Source organism: Flavobacterium luteolum, from assembly GCF_027111275.1.
GTDB lineage: Bacteria > Bacteroidota > Bacteroidia > Flavobacteriales > Flavobacteriaceae > Flavobacterium > Flavobacterium luteolum.
In genome coordinates this window covers 662,815-681,507 of record NZ_CP114286.1, presented here as the reverse complement: position 1 = coordinate 681,507, position 18,693 = coordinate 662,815, and the positions used below count along the sequence as shown (strand labels likewise).

General features: G+C 32.5%; 19 protein-coding genes. 8 read left to right on the top strand and 11 right to left on the bottom strand.

The annotated features are described in order from the left end of the window. Positions 1 to 12: 12 nt before the first annotated feature. The 3 genes from OZP10_RS02645 to OZP10_RS02635 form a co-directional block, all read right to left on the bottom strand. Positions 13 to 1,227, bottom strand: a complete 1,215-nt coding sequence (locus OZP10_RS02645) for an RsmB/NOP family class I SAM-dependent RNA methyltransferase (RefSeq protein WP_111379012.1) — start codon at positions 1,225 to 1,227, stop codon at positions 13 to 15. Between the two features lie 136 nt (positions 1,228 to 1,363). Beyond that, the gene (locus OZP10_RS02640; RefSeq protein WP_281633390.1) at positions 1,364 to 3,343 is read right to left on the bottom strand and encodes a KUP/HAK/KT family potassium transporter; all 1,980 of its coding nucleotides are present in this window, start codon (positions 3,341 to 3,343) and stop codon (positions 1,364 to 1,366) included. Positions 3,344 to 3,474: 131 nt separating this feature from the next. Continuing rightward, positions 3,475 to 4,785 (bottom strand): hypothetical protein, encoded by a 1,311-nt coding sequence (locus OZP10_RS02635; RefSeq protein WP_281633389.1) that lies wholly within the window; start codon positions 4,783 to 4,785, stop codon positions 3,475 to 3,477. A 251-nt stretch (positions 4,786 to 5,036) separates the two neighbouring features. Here OZP10_RS02635 and OZP10_RS02630 point away from each other — a divergent pair, with 251 nt between their 5' ends. After that, positions 5,037 to 6,098, top strand: a complete 1,062-nt coding sequence (locus tag OZP10_RS02630) for a beta propeller repeat protein (protein WP_281633388.1) — start codon at positions 5,037 to 5,039, stop codon at positions 6,096 to 6,098. 71 nt (positions 6,099 to 6,169) lie between these two features. On the opposite strand, the gene OZP10_RS02625 is transcribed toward OZP10_RS02630, so the two are convergent. The 4 genes from OZP10_RS02625 to OZP10_RS02610 form a co-directional block, all read right to left on the bottom strand. Continuing rightward, complete coding sequence (locus OZP10_RS02625) at positions 6,170 to 6,511, bottom strand: sensor of ECF-type sigma factor (protein WP_281633387.1); 342 nt, start codon at positions 6,509 to 6,511, stop codon at positions 6,170 to 6,172. A 148-nt stretch (positions 6,512 to 6,659) separates the two neighbouring features. Beyond that, a complete protein-coding gene (locus OZP10_RS02620) occupies positions 6,660 to 7,079 on the bottom strand; it encodes a hypothetical protein (protein ID WP_281633386.1) in 420 nt (139 codons plus the stop codon). 33 nt (positions 7,080 to 7,112) lie between these two features. Further along, positions 7,113 to 7,655, bottom strand: coding sequence for an RNA polymerase sigma factor (locus OZP10_RS02615; RefSeq protein ID WP_281633385.1), 543 nt, complete (start codon positions 7,653 to 7,655; stop codon positions 7,113 to 7,115). A 79-nt stretch (positions 7,656 to 7,734) separates the two neighbouring features. Beyond that, on the bottom strand, positions 7,735 to 8,928 hold the full coding sequence (locus OZP10_RS02610; protein WP_281633384.1) for an SRPBCC family protein: 1,194 nt from the start codon (positions 8,926 to 8,928) through the stop codon (positions 7,735 to 7,737). A 416-nt stretch (positions 8,929 to 9,344) separates the two neighbouring features. On the opposite strand from OZP10_RS02610, the gene OZP10_RS02600 reads away from it, so the two are divergent. Further along, positions 9,345 to 9,725: a pyrophosphohydrolase domain-containing protein gene (locus OZP10_RS02600; RefSeq protein ID WP_057116704.1), complete on the top strand. Its 381-nt coding sequence runs from the start codon at positions 9,345 to 9,347 to the stop codon at positions 9,723 to 9,725. Between the two features lie 56 nt (positions 9,726 to 9,781). Here OZP10_RS02600 and OZP10_RS02595 read toward each other — a convergent pair whose 3' ends face one another. After that, positions 9,782 to 10,852, bottom strand: a complete 1,071-nt coding sequence (locus tag OZP10_RS02595; RefSeq protein WP_281633383.1) for a branched-chain amino acid aminotransferase — start codon at positions 10,850 to 10,852, stop codon at positions 9,782 to 9,784. A gap of 310 nt (positions 10,853 to 11,162) precedes the next feature. Between OZP10_RS02595 and mnmC2 the strand changes: the two genes are divergently transcribed. Together mnmC2 and OZP10_RS02585 are read left to right on the top strand one after the other, a co-directional pair. Next, positions 11,163 to 11,825, top strand: a complete 663-nt coding sequence (gene mnmC2 / locus OZP10_RS02590; protein ID WP_281633382.1) for a tRNA (5-methylaminomethyl-2-thiouridine)(34)-methyltransferase MnmC2 — start codon at positions 11,163 to 11,165, stop codon at positions 11,823 to 11,825. 166 nt (positions 11,826 to 11,991) lie between these two features. Further along, a complete protein-coding gene (locus OZP10_RS02585; protein ID WP_095928926.1) occupies positions 11,992 to 12,189 on the top strand; it encodes a hypothetical protein in 198 nt (65 codons plus the stop codon). A gap of 31 nt (positions 12,190 to 12,220) precedes the next feature. Here OZP10_RS02585 and OZP10_RS02580 read toward each other — a convergent pair whose 3' ends face one another. Then, complete coding sequence (locus OZP10_RS02580; protein WP_281633381.1) at positions 12,221 to 13,165, bottom strand: LysR substrate-binding domain-containing protein; 945 nt, start codon at positions 13,163 to 13,165, stop codon at positions 12,221 to 12,223. A 107-nt stretch (positions 13,166 to 13,272) separates the two neighbouring features. Here OZP10_RS02580 and OZP10_RS02575 point away from each other — a divergent pair, with 107 nt between their 5' ends. The 4 genes from OZP10_RS02575 to can all read left to right on the top strand — a co-directional run bounded on the left by OZP10_RS02575 (position 13,273) and on the right by can (position 16,636). Beyond that, positions 13,273 to 13,752 (top strand): Dps family protein, encoded by a 480-nt coding sequence (locus OZP10_RS02575; protein ID WP_095928924.1) that lies wholly within the window; start codon positions 13,273 to 13,275, stop codon positions 13,750 to 13,752. 121 nt (positions 13,753 to 13,873) lie between these two features. Next, entirely contained in the window at positions 13,874 to 14,155 is a 282-nt protein-coding gene (locus tag OZP10_RS02570) for a hypothetical protein (RefSeq protein ID WP_281633380.1), read from the top strand. 83 nt (positions 14,156 to 14,238) lie between these two features. Beyond that, positions 14,239 to 15,885: a SulP family inorganic anion transporter gene (locus OZP10_RS02565; RefSeq protein ID WP_281633379.1), complete on the top strand. Its 1,647-nt coding sequence runs from the start codon at positions 14,239 to 14,241 to the stop codon at positions 15,883 to 15,885. A 115-nt stretch (positions 15,886 to 16,000) separates the two neighbouring features. After that, entirely contained in the window at positions 16,001 to 16,636 is a 636-nt protein-coding gene (gene can, locus OZP10_RS02560; protein ID WP_111288601.1) for a carbonate dehydratase, read from the top strand. Between the two features lie 40 nt (positions 16,637 to 16,676). On the opposite strand, the gene OZP10_RS02555 is transcribed toward can, so the two are convergent. Both OZP10_RS02555 and OZP10_RS02550 read right to left on the bottom strand, forming a co-directional pair. After that, positions 16,677 to 17,879 (bottom strand): LETM1-related biofilm-associated protein, encoded by a 1,203-nt coding sequence (locus OZP10_RS02555; protein ID WP_111379027.1) that lies wholly within the window; start codon positions 17,877 to 17,879, stop codon positions 16,677 to 16,679. A gap of 109 nt (positions 17,880 to 17,988) precedes the next feature. After that, a complete protein-coding gene (locus tag OZP10_RS02550; RefSeq protein ID WP_008468500.1) occupies positions 17,989 to 18,516 on the bottom strand; it encodes a superoxide dismutase family protein in 528 nt (175 codons plus the stop codon). Positions 18,517 to 18,693: the final 177 nt, after the last annotated feature.

Here is an 18,693-nt window from a genome sequence, read left to right as displayed (position 1 = left end):
TGGAATTTGATTTTATTTTTTTCTTTCCAAAAGCGCCATATAGAAACCATCAAAACCAGATTCTGAAGCTAACATTTTACGATCTTCAATAAAAGTAAATTGCTGTCCGATTTCTGTTTTTAAGAATTTCTCTACTTGCTCTTGGTTTTCTGATGGAAGAACTGAACAAGTTGCATAAACTAATTTTCCGCCTGGTTTTACAATTTTAGAATAGCTTTCCAAAACTTCACTCTGAACTTTACGAATATTATCGATAAATTCAGGTTGTAATTTCCATTTAGAATCAGGGTTTCTTTTTAAAACTCCTAATCCGCTACAAGGTGCATCAATTAAAACACGGTCTGCTTTTTCGTGTAATTTTTTGATCACTTTTGTGCTGTCGATAATTCTGTATTCGATATTAAAAGCACCATTTCTTTTTGCTCTTAATTTCAATTGCTTCAATTTGCTTTCGTACAAGTCCATTGCAATCAATTGCCCTTTATTTTCCATTAAAGAAGCCATATGCAATGTTTTTCCGCCTGCACCAGCGCAAGTATCTACAACACGCATTCCTGGTTTTACATCCAAGAATCCTGCAACTAATTGAGAGTTGGCATCTTGAACTTCAAAAAGACCTTGTTTAAATGCATCTGTCAAAAATACATTTGCTCTTTCTTTTAGAACAAGAGCTTCTGGCTGGTCTTTTAAATATTCAGTTTCAATATTTAAGTCCATTAAAGTATTGCGAAGACTTTCTTTGGTGCCTTTTAAAGTATTGGTTCTAAGAATAACTTTTGCAGGCTGATTTTGCGCAGCAATTTCTTTAGCCCAAACTTTTTCTCCAAGTTCTTTTACGCCCAATTCATCCATCCAATCTGGAATAGATTCTTTGATAGCTCTAGTCTTAGATAATTCGTCAAAACGTCCTTTTATTTTTCTTTCAGGAGTTCCTTCCAATTGTCTCCAATCTGGAATTGGATAACCGCGTAAAACAGCCCAAACCGCAAACATTCTCCATAGATTGTCTCTGTCGTAAGGTTCTTTTACTTCGGCAATTTCTGCGTATAATCGTTTCCAGCGAACAATTTCGTATATGGTTTCAGCAACAAACTTCCTGTCAGAACTTCCCCAACGTTTGTCTTTTTTTAATGCTCTTGCTACCACTTTATCAGCATATTCTCCTTCGTTGAAAATTGCATTTAAAGAGTCAATGGTAGTATAAACTAAATTTCTGTGTAATCTCATTTCTATATTTTGAGTTGCAAAGGTACTATTAATTGATTGAAAGTTAAATTTTTAATACTGAATCTTGCTTTAGACTTTCACTAAATGAAAAAAACACTCTAATTTAGAGTGTTTTTTGAAATTATTGTTAAGCTTTTTATTCTTTTGAAATAATTCGCGTTAATCCAATATTTTCTGGAGCATGAAGCACCATTGGGAATTTTTCTATCTTAACAGAGCTACTGTCCAGACCGAAAGCTCTTTCTTCAGACAAACTCAGTTTCTTGATGAAGAAATAAGAATTCATGATAATGTTTTCATGCCATCTTAAATCATTGTCATTTGATAAGAATTTCTCAGACAATACAAATTTAAAGTCTCCAATAATATTGTTTTTGTTTAAAGATTCGTAACGGCTCGTAATATCTACTTCGCCACGTTTTACCATGTCTTTGATAACTTCTCTAAACATCAAATTGATTTTGGTTGGTTCTCTAAAACCTAAATTAAAGTCAATTCTATAAATATCATCTTTCGCAATTTCTGTCACTTTATATTGCGTTTTATAAGGTTCAGTCAAAATATTCACGTGAACGAACCAATAGATATCAGCTCTTTTTGGTCTTTTTTGAAGGATAGAATAAATGATTTTTTCCTCGAGTTCATCAACGCGGTTAGCATTAGTCATATAAACCAAATGCGTAGCGTATTTCGGAATAGATAAATCTTGACTTAACTCAACAAGAACTTGTTTGTAGTCGTCAACCTTAACCACTTTCGTATAGTTTTTGTTGATTTTCTTAGCTAAATACCAGATAGTCATTACAGAAATCAATAAACTAGCAATGATTAAAGTTACATAACCACCTTCTGCAAATTTGGTAATATTAGCGAAAAGGAAACTAAACTCAATCAATAAATAAATAGTAATCAACGGTACCATGAAGTATAGTTTTACACGTTTCATGATTAAGTAGTAATTTAATAATATGGTAGTCATTATCATACACAAAATAATGGCAAGACCATAAGCATGCTCCATATTTCCTGATTTCTCGAAATGTAAAACGATTCCAACACAACCAAAAAACAATAACCAGTTGATTGACGGAATATATAATTGACCTTTTACTTCAGTAGGGTATTTGATTTTTACTTTTGGCCAGAAGTTCAGACGCATTGCTTCGTTGATCAAAGTAAACGAACCAGAAATAAGCGCTTGAGATGCAATTACAGCTGCAAGAGTTGCAACTACAATTCCGAATGGTAAAAACCAATGTGGCATAATTAAGTAAAACGGGTTTCCGTTTTCACCACCTAATTGCTGTAATGTGCTTCCTTCGTGGTGAATTAAATAAGCTGCTTGTCCGAAATAGTTTAAAACTAAAGTCGTTTTTACAAACATCCAGCTAATTCTGATATTTTTTCTACCACAGTGTCCCATGTCAGAATACAATGCTTCTGCTCCAGTTGTACATAAGAATACGAAACCTAGAACGAAGAAACCATCAGGGTGTATCGATAATAAATGATAAGCGTAATATGGATTGATTGCTTTTATTACTTCTGGATAATTTGCTACTTGAATAGCTCCTAAGGTTCCTAACATAGCAAACCAGATCAGCATCATTGGGGCAAAGAATTTACCAACCAATTTAGTTCCGAACTGCTGAATGGTGAATAAAACGAATAGAATTGTAATTACGATATACACAATGGTTTGTGTTTCCATCGTCGGGTAGAATGCTCTAATTCCTTCTACAGCAGATGAAATCGAAATAGGTGGGGTTATAATTCCGTCGGCGAGCAGGGCACTACCTCCAATAATGGCGGGTACTATGAGCCATTGAATTTTTGTTTTTTTGACTAATGCATATAGAGCAAAAATTCCTCCTTCACCGTGGTTGTCTGCACTTAAAGTAATAAGTACATATTTAATTGTAGTTTGTAATGTTAAGGTCCAGAATACACAAGAGATACCTCCTAAAACAATATCAGCATTTATCGTATGATCGCCTAATATAGCCTTCATTACATACAATGGAGAGGTTCCAATATCTCCATAAATAATCCCTAAAGTAATTAATAAACCCCCAATAGACAACTTACTATGTAAGTTTTTATGCGATGCGCTCATGTTAATTTTATAAAAAGACGGTTGCAAATTTACTGTTTTAAAACAAATTAGAGGCATTTAAAATTAAAAAGATAAAAAAAAGCACAATCGTAAAATTGTGCTTCTCTTTTTAAATATTATTTATTCTAAAATTAACCTCTTCTGCCGTTCCCTCTAGAACTAGATCCGTTATCTCTTTGGCTCTGTCCTCCTCGAGATTCTTGGCTTACTCTAGAAGATTCCTGGCTCATTCTTGGAGATTCTGAACGCTGATTTTGCTGTGGTCTAGCAGAATAATCTCTATTGTTTCCACTAGATTGGTTTTCTGAGTAACTTCTTGAACTTCTTTCGGCTCTTGGAGCAGCTGTCTCACGATTAGAATATCCTCTTGATGTAGCAGAAGTATTGCTGCTTCCGTAATCTACTCTTTGGGTATTTTGTGCTCTTGGAGTACTCTCAGCTCTTTGTGAATTATTTACTCTAGTAGAATAATCACGATTTGTGCTTCTCTCAGTATTTACACTTTCAGAACTTCTGCCTGTAGAGTTGTAACCTCTGTTGCTGTTGCTATTACCATAGCTATTGTTACTTCTGTCTACAGTAGGTCTGCTTGTTGTGTTTTTATTATCAGCGTATGTTCTGTTAGAAATTCCGTTATCAGAAGTTCTACCTGTATAATTTCTGTTTGTATTATATGTATTTCTGCTAGTTTCTCTGCTCGTAACACGTCTTTGATCTAAATCATATCTGTTGGTTGTGTTAGCATGTCTTTCTGCAAAACTGTTGTTCGGACGCATTCTTTCATATCCATAAGTACGTCTTGTTTCATAGATTGCTGGAGCTCTGTAACTTCTTCTCACGTTTACATAGTTGTATGTGTTGTGTACATTGATGCAAACGTTAATATTGTTTCTGTATCTATAAACAGGATATGGTCTCCATGCCGCATAATACGTTGGGTAATAGCCCCAATACCAGGTTGAATAATAAGGTCTGTAATTTGTTACCCAAAATGAGGTGTAAATAACAGGAGCTACACTGTAAACGGGTTCATAAATATAATTTGCTCCATACAAATACGTGTTACCAACAATTTGAACGCTTACTTTATTGTAATTGTCTCTTTCTACATCAATAGTAGCAACGTCTTGGTAAACATCACGATCTAAAACAGCTTGAATAATTACAACGTGTGTTCTGTTTTCAACGCTCTCAATAACACGAAGATAATCTACTTCGTTATCGCCATTAAGGTCTAAATTTGATATTTGATATTTTGGATCATTTAAACGTCTTTCAAAATCTTGAAGGTTAGCTGATTCTCCAAACATTGAAGCAACAGCTCTTAAATCTAAGTTATCGCTTATATCTGAGTTTTTTGCATATACAGTAGTCTGGCCTTGTACAGCACAAGAACTAAAAACTAAGGCTGATATCGCTATTAAAAGTAAATTCGCTTTCATGGCTAATTTGTATTAAATTATTTGTGATAGGAGATATCCAATTACTGTGCCATAAAATTTGAAGGTTATTACGGTGTATGTAAATAGTTGATTGTTAGTTTTTTAATTTTGAATAAATGTTTGCTAATATTTTTTTTTGTATAAAGTTCTGTAAATGAAACAATAAATAGGCCTGTCGAAAAAAATGGGAAAATTTATTTTCTATGTGGGAATTAATTGTATTTTAGCGTTAACCAAATTTTAAATTTCCTATGAAAAAACTCGCTTTATTTTGTGTTATTTTTATTTTACTGATGTCTTTTAGGACATTTAACTATAAAACTGACGTTGTTTACAATAATGGCTTCACATCTATGACTGTAGATACATTATTCAAAGACAGAATAAGTATTAGAGCAATTCTTATTGATAAAAATAAAGTTTGGTATGGGGCAGATAATTCTCGTTTTGGTTATTATGATTTGGATAAAAAAGAAAAATTTGAAGAACATATTTATCGTGATACACTTAAATTAGAATTTAGAAGTATTGCACAAACTTCAAAAGATATTTTTTTGCTAAGTGTTGCAAATCCGGCACTCCTTTATTCAGTTTCAAAAAAAGACCGCAAAGTTAAATTGGTTTATAAAGAAATTAATCCGAAAGTATTTTACGATAGCATGCAGTTTTGGAACGATAAGGAAGGAATTGCAATTGGTGATCCAACAGAGGATACGTTCTCAATTATTGTTACTCGTGACGGTGGAGAAACGTGGACAAAATTACTGTCTGATAAATTGCCAACAAATAGTACTGGAGAGGCTGCTTTTGCTGCAAGTAACACTAATATCGTTATAAAAGGAAATGATACATGGTTAGTTTCAGGTGGAAAAAAAGCACGTGTTTTTTATTCTCCTGATAAAGCAAAAACATGGAAAGTTGTAGAAACTCCTATTGTGCAAGGAAAGCAAATGACAGGAATTTTTACTGCCGATTTTTATGATTCTAAACAAGGTTTCATTGCAGGAGGAGATTACGACCTTCCTAATAATAAAGCCAATAATAAAGCTTTTACAAAAGATGGTGGCAAGACTTGGCAATTAATTGGTCAGAATATGGGATTTGGTTATGCATCATGCATTCAATATGTTCCTGGAGGTAATGGAAGAGAAATTGTTTGTGTAGGTTCAGAAGGAATACAATATTCTCAAAATGGTGGTGAAAACTGGATGCAGCTTTCTACAGATACCAAATTTTTTACCATTCGTTTTGTAAACAGAAATACTGCAATCGCAGCTGGACATAATAAAGTAGTTCGACTGAATTTTAAATAAAAAAATAAGAACCCTAAATAATAAAGTAAGTATTATTATATAGGGTTCTTATCGCTGTTGTTTTGTTATTCTTAGTCTTTATTGCCTTTGTCTCGGTATTGTTGCAATAATTTTCTATTAAAGTCGTCTTCTGATTTTTTAAGCAATAATATTTTTTTTGCTGGAAGTATTTTTTTTAGACTATTCGTATATTTTTCTCGAAGCTGATATATTTCCTTATCTGTACTTTCAATCTGAGATAATAATGTTGCAGCATCTTTATCTGAAAGATTTACAAGATTATCATCTTTAAGCTTTTTGAGATACGTTTTCATTTTTAAATACTTTAATTCATATTGCTTATCGTCGTAAGCATTATAAATTGGCCAGAATTTTTCTGCTTCGGTTGAAGTTAATTCTAATTCTGTTGTCAAAAAAGATACTTTAAAAGCTTTGATTTTTTCTCGCTTTTCATCAATTTTTCCGCTTTGGGCAAAAATTGAAAAACTTGTCAGAAATAGCAGGAGTGGTAAAATGTTTTTTATTTTCATTGTTAAGCTAAGTTGTTGAGTTAAGTTTGATTTAATTTTGTTCTGAAATTAAGTGTTCTAAGTTTGGACTTGTCGCCAAGATATCTTCTAATGTTTCGTCTTCCAAAGTAACATCGTTGCCTAATTTTTCAATATCACTGTCGTCTAAGGTTTGAATTAAATCGTATTGGCTGATATTAGAATGATAAGATAAATAGTTTTCCAAAGTAGCTTCGTCAAGATCGTTTGAGTTTGCTTTATAATTATTTATGACAGGAATTAACAATGCAAATCCAATTACGGCAGCAGCAGCCATCCAAATTGTTTTGTTACGTTTGTAAAAAGGAATTACTTTAACTTCTTTTTCGTCTAATTGTTGTAAAACCTTTTCTGGAAAATTATCAAAATAATTGTCTGGGGTTTTAAAACCAGATTTTATTTTGGGTTCGTTTTCTAATTTAAATGTTTTCATGATACTTATAAGATAGTTTTTGTTACAAAAGGTTTAATTTGATGTAACATATAATTCAATTTTTTTTACTGCGTAATGATAAGATGCTTTTAAAGCTCCAACAGATGTTCCTAAGATTTCTGCGATTTCTTCATATTTTAATTCTTCAAAATATTTCATTTTGAAAACTAATTGCTGTTTTTCTGGAAGCGTTACAATTGCTTTTTGAAGTTTGATTTGAATTTCATCTCCATCAAAATAAAGATCAGCTTTTAAATTATCAATCGTTTTGTTTTGCAGATCTTCAGACGAAATGCCATTTAATTTTGCTTTTTGAGATAAAAAAGTCAAAGCTTCATTGGTAGCAATGCGATACATCCAGGAAAAAAGTTTACTTTCTCCTTTAAAGTTTTTAAGATTTTGAAAGACTTTTACGAAAGTGTTCTGTAAAACATCATCAGCATCATCATGATTCAAAACAATGTTTCGAATATGAGAATACAGAGGACGCTGATAATCGGACAAGAGTCTTTGAAACGCAACATTTTGCGTTTCAGGGGTTAATAATTGTTTTATAAATTCTTTCTCGTCTATCAAACTTTTTGTTTTGTAAACTTTTTTTAATAGAAGTTAGACAGAATTTAAAGCAAAAGGTTTAATAAACCTTTGGAATTATTTAAAATTCTGAGTCTTCTTCTTGTGCAGGTGTTTGCGCTGGAGCAGGAGCTGGTGCGGCTGGTTTGCGTTTTACGGGTTCTGTGCGTGGCTGTTCTGTACGTGGCTCGCTTGTAGTCTCGCCAGTACTTTCTGGAGCATAAACAGGCTCGGTAACAGTTGCAGCAGGAACTACTTTAGGCTTTATTGGGAAATAAATCTCAGTTACCAATTTTGAAGAAGCTTTTACATCCAATTTGCTTAAAGTCAAGATTTCAAGATGCGACCAGCTTAAGTCTGGAATAATTTTTTGGTTATTAATGTAAGCAGTTGTTTTAGCTATTGCTTCGTTTCTATGAGAGTAATCTCCAGTAAGAGTTGTTTTTACAGCGTCAAAACCATTTAATTTTCCAGCTAAAATATCGCTTCCCGAGCTAGTTGAAATTTCTTTGTTAATAGGCAGACATATTGAAATCTTTGCTAAACCAGTTTTGGTGTCGTAGGTATGATAAATGATAAAAGGCTTTCCTACCGCAGACAAACCATTTGTTTCACTAAAGTGAATAAGCTTCGGAATTACAATTCTAGCATTTTTACTTATTTTGGCAATTTCGCTAGTAAAAGTCTGTTTGATATACGGAGTTTCGGTTTTCTTTATCACTCCATCTACTGTAACGGCAAAAGTTTTGGTTTCGTAGTCTAAGTTTTTATCAATATTGGCTAAACTTTTTTCGTAAATAGTTCCAATAACTCTATCTGAACCTCCATGTAATGCGGTATATATTTTAAACAAAAAGCTCATTGTTCCTTTTCCTTTCCAAGTAACTTTTGTTTTTCCGTTCAAAGTATCTTTTAAGGTCCAGTTTACATTAGCTTCTGTACCATCAAATTGCATTTTTTGGTCAATACTTTCGCCATCTTTTGTTTTAAGGATAATAGAATTTCCTTTTCCATCAACACCATCCCAATAAAATGTAGCGCCATTTCCGCTTGTTTTATTAGCATACGTCATTTTGATAGAAGGATCTTCAACCGACCATGATTCAAAATCTTCGTAATTTCTAAAGTCATTTAAGTAGTTATAAACCGTTGCACGAGGCGAATTGATAACTTTACTTCTTTCTACAGAAAAATCTCCTTTCTGAGTAGCAACAAAAACAGTAAGAGCAACAAAGCTTAAAAGTGCAAAAAGAAATAAATACTTTAGAATTTTCATGGTAGATTGTTTGGTTTCGGTAAAGTTATAAATTTATCATGAGTCTTACTAATAACCCATAATGATTAGGTTTATTTTATGGCGACCAGAATAATTTATCTTTTTAAAAATATTTTAATTACGAACAAAAGGACAATAAAAAGCAGAAAGGCTAGGAGTACTTTGTAATTTCCTTTATAAAAGACTTTATGTAATTTTAAATCTTTTCGATAAGCAAATATCATAATGATTACAAAAGCGATAAAAAAGCATACTCCAAATAGTATTTGTCCTTGACTAAACATAGTTATAAAAATTTTTAGCAAATTTAGAGATTTGTAAACGATTTGCTGCTAAATTGGCTTTTCATTTCATTCAATAAATTTTCAGATTTATTAGAAAGTGACTTAAATTAGCAAAAAAAAGAAAACTACTATATGAAAAAACAACTTGACGCCGTAACCGAATTTCACACTGCTTTTAAAATTGGCCATAGCGCAACTCCAATTGCCGATGTAGGAGCAGAGAAAAAATTGCTTCGTTATAATTTAATGAAGGAAGAAAATGAAGAGTATTACGAGGCAGTTCAAAATAATGATTTGGTTGAAATTGCAGATGCACTTGGAGATATGATGTATATTTTGTGCGGAACAATTATAGAACACGGACTTCAAGATAAAATAGAAGCTGTATTTGATGAAATTCAACGCAGTAATATGAGTAAATTGGGTGAAGATGGAAAACCAATTTATCGTGAAGACGGAAAAGTAATGAAAGGCCCAAATTATTTTAAACCTGATTTTTCGAAATTATTATAAAAAACAAAACCCGATAAAAGTAAATTTATCGGGTTTCTTTTTATAATGGTTTTGGATTATTGAACTTTAATTGTCCATCCGTAAGTGTCTTCAGAAAGTTTGTTTTGAAGACTTGTTAATTTTTCTTTTAAGAAAGTAGCATAAGAATTCTCGATTGGAGCCATTTCGAAGTATTCATCTTTATAAGAGAATCCTTTGATAACGCTAATAACTGCAGCAGTTCCTGCTCCAAAGATTTCTTTTAGAGATCCGTTTTTAGCAGCTTCAACCAATTCTGAAACAATTACTGGGCGAACTTCAACTTTTAATCCTTCTTTTTCTGCCATTGCAATTAAACTTTTTCTGGTAACACCATCTAAAATTCTTTCGCTTGTTGGAGCAGTTAATAAAGTGTCATTAATTCTGAAGAAAACGTTCATTGTTCCAGCTTCTTCTAGTTTTGTGTGCGTTGCATCATCTGTCCAGATAACTTGTTGGAAACCATCTTTGTTCGCCAAGTTAGTTGGGTAAAATTGAGCAGCATAGTTTCCGGCAGCTTTTGCAGCACCGATTCCACCATTTGCAGCTCTGCTGAAATGCTCAGCAATGATAACTTTTACTTCACCTCCATAATAAGCTTTTGCAGGAGAAAGTAAAATCATGAATTTATATTCGTCAGAAGGATTTGCGATAACTCCAGGACCTGTCGCAATCATAAATGGACGAATGTACATACTAGCTCCGTTTCCTCTTTGAATCCAGTCTTTGTCTAATTTCAATAATTCATTTAAACCATCCATAAAAATAGCTTCAGGAACTTCTGGCATTGCCATTCTTACAGCCGATTTGTTGAAACGGTTAAAGTTTTCATCTGGTCTAAACAACCAAACATCATTATTGTCATCTTTATAAGCTTTCATTCCTTCAAAAATTGCTTGTCCGTAATGGAAGACTTTTGAAGATGGATCCATTAAAATAGGAGCATAAGGCTTAATGACAGGATTTTGCCATTGCCCGTTTTTAAAATCGCATTCGAATAAATGGTCTGTAAATACAGCACCAAAACTTAAGTTGTCAAAATCTACTTCATTGATTTTTGTAGAAGCAGCTTTGATGATTTCAATTTTGCTTGTTTGAGTTGTACTCATAGTTATGTAAGTTTTTTTGTGAGATATTTTTCACTGTCGAAAAAACTAAAGTGATGATATCATGTAAAATAGAATTTATTGAATGCAAAATTAAGTAAAAATCTGTAAAATGCTTAGTGAAAATTCATTATTTATAGCTTTTGACTGAGATTTATTTATCCTATAATAAACTCAAATATTTGATTGGTTTTTATAAAGATTTTATGAAAAAAGTATGGTTTTTTGAGGCTTTACGCATTAGTTTTGATTAAATTTGATTATTAAAATGGCTTTAAAACCAATAAAGGGCCATTGTAAAATTCTGAAAAAAGTGAAAAGAGAAATAATTAAAACGCTAGATGGTTCAACTACAATTCGTTTGCCTGAATGGGACGAATGTTATCATTCTAAACATGGAGCAATTCAGGAAGCAAAACATGTTTTTATTAAAAACGGACTTTCTTTATTCGAAAATCCGATAAGTATTTTAGAAATAGGTTTTGGGACTGGGTTAAATGCTTTTATCACCTATTTGGAAGCCATTAGAAAAAATCAGAAAATAGATTATGTTGGAGTAGAAGCTTATCCGGTTGATGCAGACGAAATCTTGGAAATGAATTATGCAGCTGAACTTGAGGCATTGGAATTTGAGAACATTTTCGAGAAAATGCATAAAAGTGAATGGAATGAAAAGGCAGAAATTTGCGACCTGTTCTCGTTAACCAAAAGGAAACAATTTTTTCACGAAATAAACGATTTTGAAATTTTTGATTTGATTTACTTTGACGCCTTCGGATATAGAGTGCAGCCGGAGCTTTGGAGTACTGAGATTTTTCAAAAAATGTACAATAGTTTAAAACCAAATGGCGTTTTGGTTACATACGCTGCTCGAGGAGTTGTTAAAAGAAGTATGATTGAAGTCGGATTTACTGTGGAAAAATTAACAGGGCCTCCAGGAAAAAGAGAAATGTTTCGAGCTTTTAAAAAGGTTTAAATGAGTTATTTAGAATAATTCTATATTGATTTATGTGTTTTAAGAAAACGTATTCGTTGCTAAATTTTTTAAAAAAATAAGTTAAATGTAGTATTTATGTTAGTTATTTGTTTAAATTTGGTTCGAGTTTAAAAAAATAGATAACCCCCGAAAATCTTATTTTATTATGTCAAAAATGATGTTTGATTACACGAAATCAATACTTGAAAGAGTTAGTTTCGATCCGATACTTTTCTGCAAAGAGTTAGAAAAAGCTATCAAAACACTGTTACCTTACGAAATGGAACAATTGCAAGAGTGGTTACTGAATTTCGTTGTCGGAAAACCAGAATTAAAACAAAGTCTACAACTAATTAAAGTATAAAAAGAAAGGAGCCAAATTGGCTCCTTTTTTATTACGCTTTCTTTTGTAATGGACTAATGATTTGAACATTCTGAAAAACAATTGCACCTTTTACGACGCCTGCAATTGTAGATCTGAGTGCATCGATGATTTGCATCTTTAATTCGCTCTTTGGGTAAATCAAACTTACCTCTCGAGCTGGTTTTGGCTCCTTAAAGTTTCGGAGCTTCAGTTTGTCGGACTCTTTTAAGTCTAAGGTGTGCAAGTACGGAAGTAACGTTGTACCAAGGCCTTCGTCTGCTAATTTAATTAAGGTTTCAAAACTTCCACTTTGAATCTGGAAATTAGTTTGGTCGGTGTCAGAAACGTTTTTGCATAAATTCAAAATACCATCTCTAAAACAATGTCCGTCTTGTAAAAGCAGGATTTCATTTAGGTTTAAGTCGGCAACTTCTATTTCTTCTTTCTGGAAACTAGCATGATGTTCCGGAATATAAGCTACAAATGGTTCAAAGTATAAAACAATTTCCTTTATTTTTTCGTCTTCAAGCGGAGTTGCCGCAATTGCCGCATCGAGATGTCCGTTTTTTAGTTTCAGGATAATTTCTTCTGTATTAAGCTCTTCGATTAAGAGTTTTACTTTTGGATATTTTTTAATGAAATTATTCAAAAACATTGGTAGAAGCGTAGGCATAATAGTTGGAATAATTCCTAAACGAAATTCTCCGCCAATAAAACCTTTTTGTTGTTCTACTATATCTTTTATACGATCAGCTTCGTTTACGATATTTTTTGCCTGATTTACGATTTTTTGTCCTATATCGGTAAGCTGAATCGGTTTTTTACTTCGGTCAAAAATTAAAATATTAAGTTCTTCTTCAATTTTTTGTATTTGCATACTAAGAGTTGGCTGAGTTACAAAGCATTTTTCTGCAGCAAGTGTAAAATTTTTATGCTCAGCAACCGCTAACACATATTGCAATTGAGTTATAGTCATGTTGATAGTAATTTGTGATGCAAAAATAAGAAAATATAATTTTTATTTATGTTTATTTTAGTAAAGTTACTCTAAATTTGTAGTAAATTAGTGTAAAAAATTAGATTATGAAGACAAATATTTTAGGATTACCAGTAAAAGAGTCAGAATTATTAGTAAAAGAACTGAATGTGTTATTATCAAATTTTCAAGTCTATTATCAAAACTTGAGAGGAATTCACTGGAATATTCGTGGAAAGCGTTTTTTTGATTTACATGTGAAATTCGAAGAATTATATACTGATGCACAATTGAAAATAGATATGATCGCAGAAAGAGTTTTGACAATTGGCGGAACGCCTCTGCATACTTTTGAAGATTATATTAAAAACAATAAATTGACGGTTGGAAAAAATATTTCTAACGATGAAAAGGCAGTTCAATTGATTGTTCACTCTTTATCAGATTTATTGAAAATCGAGAGAGAAATATTGAACAAATCTGATGAAATTAATGATGAAGGTACCAATTCTATGATGAGTGACTTCATTGCTGAGCAGGAAAAAACGATTTGGATGATGAATGCTTGGTTAGAAGAAACTTTGTAAATAATTGTTTTTTAAATAATTAGAAGCAGAATGGAATAAAAATTGCATTCTGCTTTTTTGTTTGTGTTAAATTTCTATGAATTTTCTTTGATTTTATTTGTTTAACGCTATTTTTGTTCTGATGAAATTTGTAGCCCGCATATTACTATTCATATTTATTGCCTTCTTATCGACCCCGACAATTGTTCAGGCGATTAAGAAAGGGAATAATACGGCTATATCTTTTAGTATCTCTGAAGAAGAAGTGCATAAGGAACTTAAAAATGTAGTTCACCCTACTATTCTTGAGCATGAAGTTTTGATTCCGGTTTATATCGAGAAAAAAACAATTATTTCTGAAAATATTGTCAAACTAGACAACATATCTCCGAGCATATTTGCTCCACCACCTAACGTAGCATAATACTTCCGATTATTTCGAACTTTAGCCGCATTTCTATTGAGATGGGGTAAATCTTTAATGAATAATTTTTTTAGTATTATATTATGACAAAAAAAATCAATCTTTTTGCCAACCTTAAATCTGATTTTGCTTCAGGTTTAGTGGTTTTCTTGGTGGCTCTTCCGTTGTGTTTAGGTATTGCAATGGCTTCTGGAGCACCATTATTTTCTGGAATTATTGCTGGTGTTGTGGGTGGTATTGTTGTAGGATATTTAAGCCAGTCGCATATTAGTGTATCAGGTCCAGCTGCTGGGTTAACAGCTATCATTTTAACCGCAATTACCGATTTAGGAGCTTTCGATGTATTTTTAATGTCTGTTTTTATTGCTGGATTAATTCAATTAGCATTAGGATTTTTAAAGGCAGGAAGTATATCAAACTATTTTCCGACAAACGTGATCGAGGGAATGTTAGCAGGTATCGGAATTATTATCATCCTAAAACAAATACCGCACGCTTTTGGTTATGATGCAGATTTCGAAGGAGATCAGGCTTTTGTTCAAAACGATGGAAGTAATTCATTTTCATTTTTGTTTGACGTCTTAAATCATATTCACTTAGGGGCTGTAGTAGTTTCTGCAGTTTCATTGGTAATCTTGCTGGCTTGGGAAAAAGTTCCTTTCTTAAAAAGAATAAAACTAGTTCCTGGAGCTTTGGTTGCTGTAATTGCAGGAGTTGTTTTAAACGAAATATTTGTATCTACAGGAAGCACTTTGGCAATTGCGAAAGAACATTTGGTTTCTTTGCCAGTTCCAAAATCTTTTGATGACTTTAAATCAATTATAATTACCCCAGACTTTACTGCTGTTACAAATCCGCAAGTTTGGGTAGTTGCTATTACAATTGCCATTGTCGCTTCTATTGAAACTCTTTTATGTATAGAAGCTTCTGATAGAATGGATGTGCAAAAACGTTATACAAACACCAACGTAGAATTAAGAGCGCAAGGTGTTGGTAATATGATAAGTTCTCTTTTAGGAGGTTTGCCAATGACTTCTGTGGTTGTAAGATCTTCTGCAAATAATAATGCAGGTGCAAAATCTAAAATGTCTGCTATTATTCATGGTGTACTTTTATTAATAAGTGTATTGTCTATACCGGCAATTCTAAACAAGATTCCATTGGCAACATTGGCGACTGTTTTGATTTTGGTCGGATATAAATTAGCTAAACCAGCAACCTTTATGCATTTCTGGGAAAAGGGGAAATACCAGTTTGTACCTTTCATTGCAACTTTGGTCTTTGTTGTTGCGACAGATTTGCTAAAAGGTGTTGCGTTGGGAATTATCATCAGTATTATTTTTGTTCTAAGAGGAAACTTGAAAAGAGCTTATGTTTTCAAGAAAGAAGAATATGAAGACGGTGATATTATTCATATCGATTTAGCGCAAGAAGTTTCGTTTTTAAATAAAGCTGCGATTAAACAAACATTGAATCATATTCCTGAAAATTCTAAAGTGATTATCAATGCTCATGATACAGAGTACATCGCGCATGATGTTTTAGATTTAATTCGTGAATTTAAAGAGACGAGAGCTGTTGATGAAAATATTAAAGTGAAGCTTAAAGGTTTCAAAGAAGCTTACGAATTGGAAAATACGCCAGAAAATAGTAATCATGTTACGATTGAACACTATTATGATGTGGCAAAAAGAGAACTGGTTCAAAGAGAGGTTGTTAAAAGCGAATAATTAAAATAAGGTGTTTTTAAGGCAGAAGAAATCTCAAATTTTAGGTAACTTTACATCAAGTTCATTTTTTGAGACTATTATAAATTAGAAATCACCACACAAAAAAATAAAAAAAATGAGAAAATTTTATGAGCAGTTATTAGAAAATAATAAAAAGTGGGTTGAAACTTCATTGGCAAAAGATCCTAATTATTTTGCTGATTTAGCAAAAGGACAATCACCGCCTTTATTATGGATTGGATGTTCTGATAGCCGTGTTCCTGCAAACGAAATTGTCGGTGCAAAACCGGGAGAAGTTTTCGTTCACCGTAACATTGCCAATATGGTTGTGCATTCTGATATGAACATGTTAAGTGTATTAGATTATGCTGTAAATGTTTTGAAAATTAAACATATTATTGTGTGCGGACATTATGGATGCGGAGGTGTAAAAGCTGCAATGGGACATCAGTCTGTTGGAATTATCGATAACTGGTTACGTCATATTAAAGATGAATACCGTCTGCACGATAAATATTTGAATTCTATTGAAAACGAAGAAGAGCGTTTTAATGCTTTTGTTGAAATTAATACTAAAGAGCAAGTTTACAACTTAGCAAAAACATCTATTGTACAAAATGCTTGGAAAAATGGCCAAGATTTAATGCTTCACGGATGGGTTTACGGATTAAATTCAGGTTTTGTAACCGATTTAGATGTAAACATCGCTTCGAATGATGAACTAGACGAAGTTTACCAATTAGATCTTTAATAGATAGAAATAGAAATCGCCCTCAAAAGGGCGATTTTTTTTATTCGTTTTCGTCTAAATTCTCATTAAATGCCGATGGCAGCATTGTTGGGATAAACTTAATCAGTATTGGTAAAAGTAAACTTCCTCCAGGAAGTAAAAATATGGTTAGCGATGGAATGGTTTTACAAATGTCCAAAAGCTGTTTTTTTACTTTCTTCTTTTCCTTTGCATCTAAATCTCTCGTTGTAGAATAGGCGAGTAGCACCATCAATTCTTTACTCTGTACAATTTCCTTAATCAATCGGTTTTTGTTTCGTATGATTAGTTTGACTACACTATGTGTCATTTGGTCATAAAAGTGCTTAACAGGATTCGAATAATTAAAGTATGGAATCTTCTTTTTATGTGTTGTGATAAAAGTATTGGTTGTATCCATGCTTTTCGTTACAAAATCATCAGAAACTCCCATTGTTGACCCTAAGGCATATAAAAAATACGATTCTTCATTTTCTACAACACCATCACTCCATAAAGCCATTCCAGCCATGTCAATTAGATAATAATGCTCTAATTCATTTTTAAAATAATCAAGCTGTAAAGTTTCTAAAGTTTCAACAGTAACTTTTGAAAATTTGGAATAGCGTATAGAAGCTTCAAAAAGTTTGATTAAAAGATCGTCGTGCTGTGATTTTACAGTTTTAGTTTTTAAAGCCAAACCAACAATTCCGAGAACCGTTTCTTCAATTCTTTTTAAATATTTTTCAGGAATTTCTCCATGCTCCAAATATTGTCTAAAGGCCAAAACATCAATAAACAATAACGCATTGGTTACCAAATGTGAGAAGTTTTTGCTGATAATGCTATCATTGGTTTGAACTCTCTGGTCAATAATGTTTTCTAGAGATAGAGAAGGAGTATCTTTTGGCAATAAAATTTTAAATAAATTAAATCCTTCTGGATTCATTTGCTTGTAGAACTTTAAAGCTTCAGAAATAAAATTTTTAGGTTCCGAATTTCTTTTCTCTAAGCAAAAAACATGATATAGAGTATTAAGTAAAGCGACTTTTGAAATTTCGGTTTTAAACCAGCCTTTTATCGGAATAGGAACTTGCGAATCTATAGCGATAATATGTCCGTAAATAAATCCCGTTTCTCTTACTTTATAGTAAAACGAATCTACAGTTTCAAAAGGAATAGCTTCTGAAAACTTCTGTTCACTAAAAAATTTATCGATCCAGCCTGGTGCTGATGGGTTAATCATGGACTTTATTTTGCTGATGCAAAGCTATGTCTTTTTCTTGTTTTAGGATTCATTTTAAAATGAAATAACCGCTAGATTTTGTTAAAAATAGCGGTTATTATGATTTTTCTTATTTGATGATTCCTGCGCAGGCAACTCTTCCTCCAGCATTTCCAGTTGGCTGAGTTGTAAAATCGTCTGTTCCGGCATGCACAATTAAACCTTTGCCAAGAACATCTTTATTAGAATCTCCACATCCAACGCACCATTCGTCAGTAGTTAAAGTGATAGATCCGTTACCTTTTGCATCAGCGGTAAAGTTTCCAATATCACCTTTATGATATTCCCCAACTCCCCATTTTCCATGTTTTTTGAAAGTTGGATTCCAGTGTCCTCCAGCAGAACTTCCGTCTGCAGAACTACAATCTGCTTTTTCATGAATGTGAATTGCGTGAACTCCAGGTTCTAATCCAGTAATTTTTGCTGTAAAAGTTACTTTACCATTTTTCTCAACAAAAGTAGCAGTTCCGGCTACTTTGCTGTTGCTTTTTGGTTCTAATGCAACAGTCAGAGTTTTAGCGTCATTTGATTTGTTATTTGTTTTACAGCCAATGATTAAGGCTGTAATTATAGCGAAAGAAACAATTAGTTTTTTCATATCTACGGGCATTTTTAGTTAAAGATTAAGTAAATTTAACATAAAATAACGGAATTGATTAACTCTAAAAGTTAAAAAAAAGTCAAACTATACGTTATAATTTGATATTGATTGAGTTAAAAATCGAAAATATTGTTTAAATTCGTATAGGTTTTTAACGAATAATTTCTGAAAACC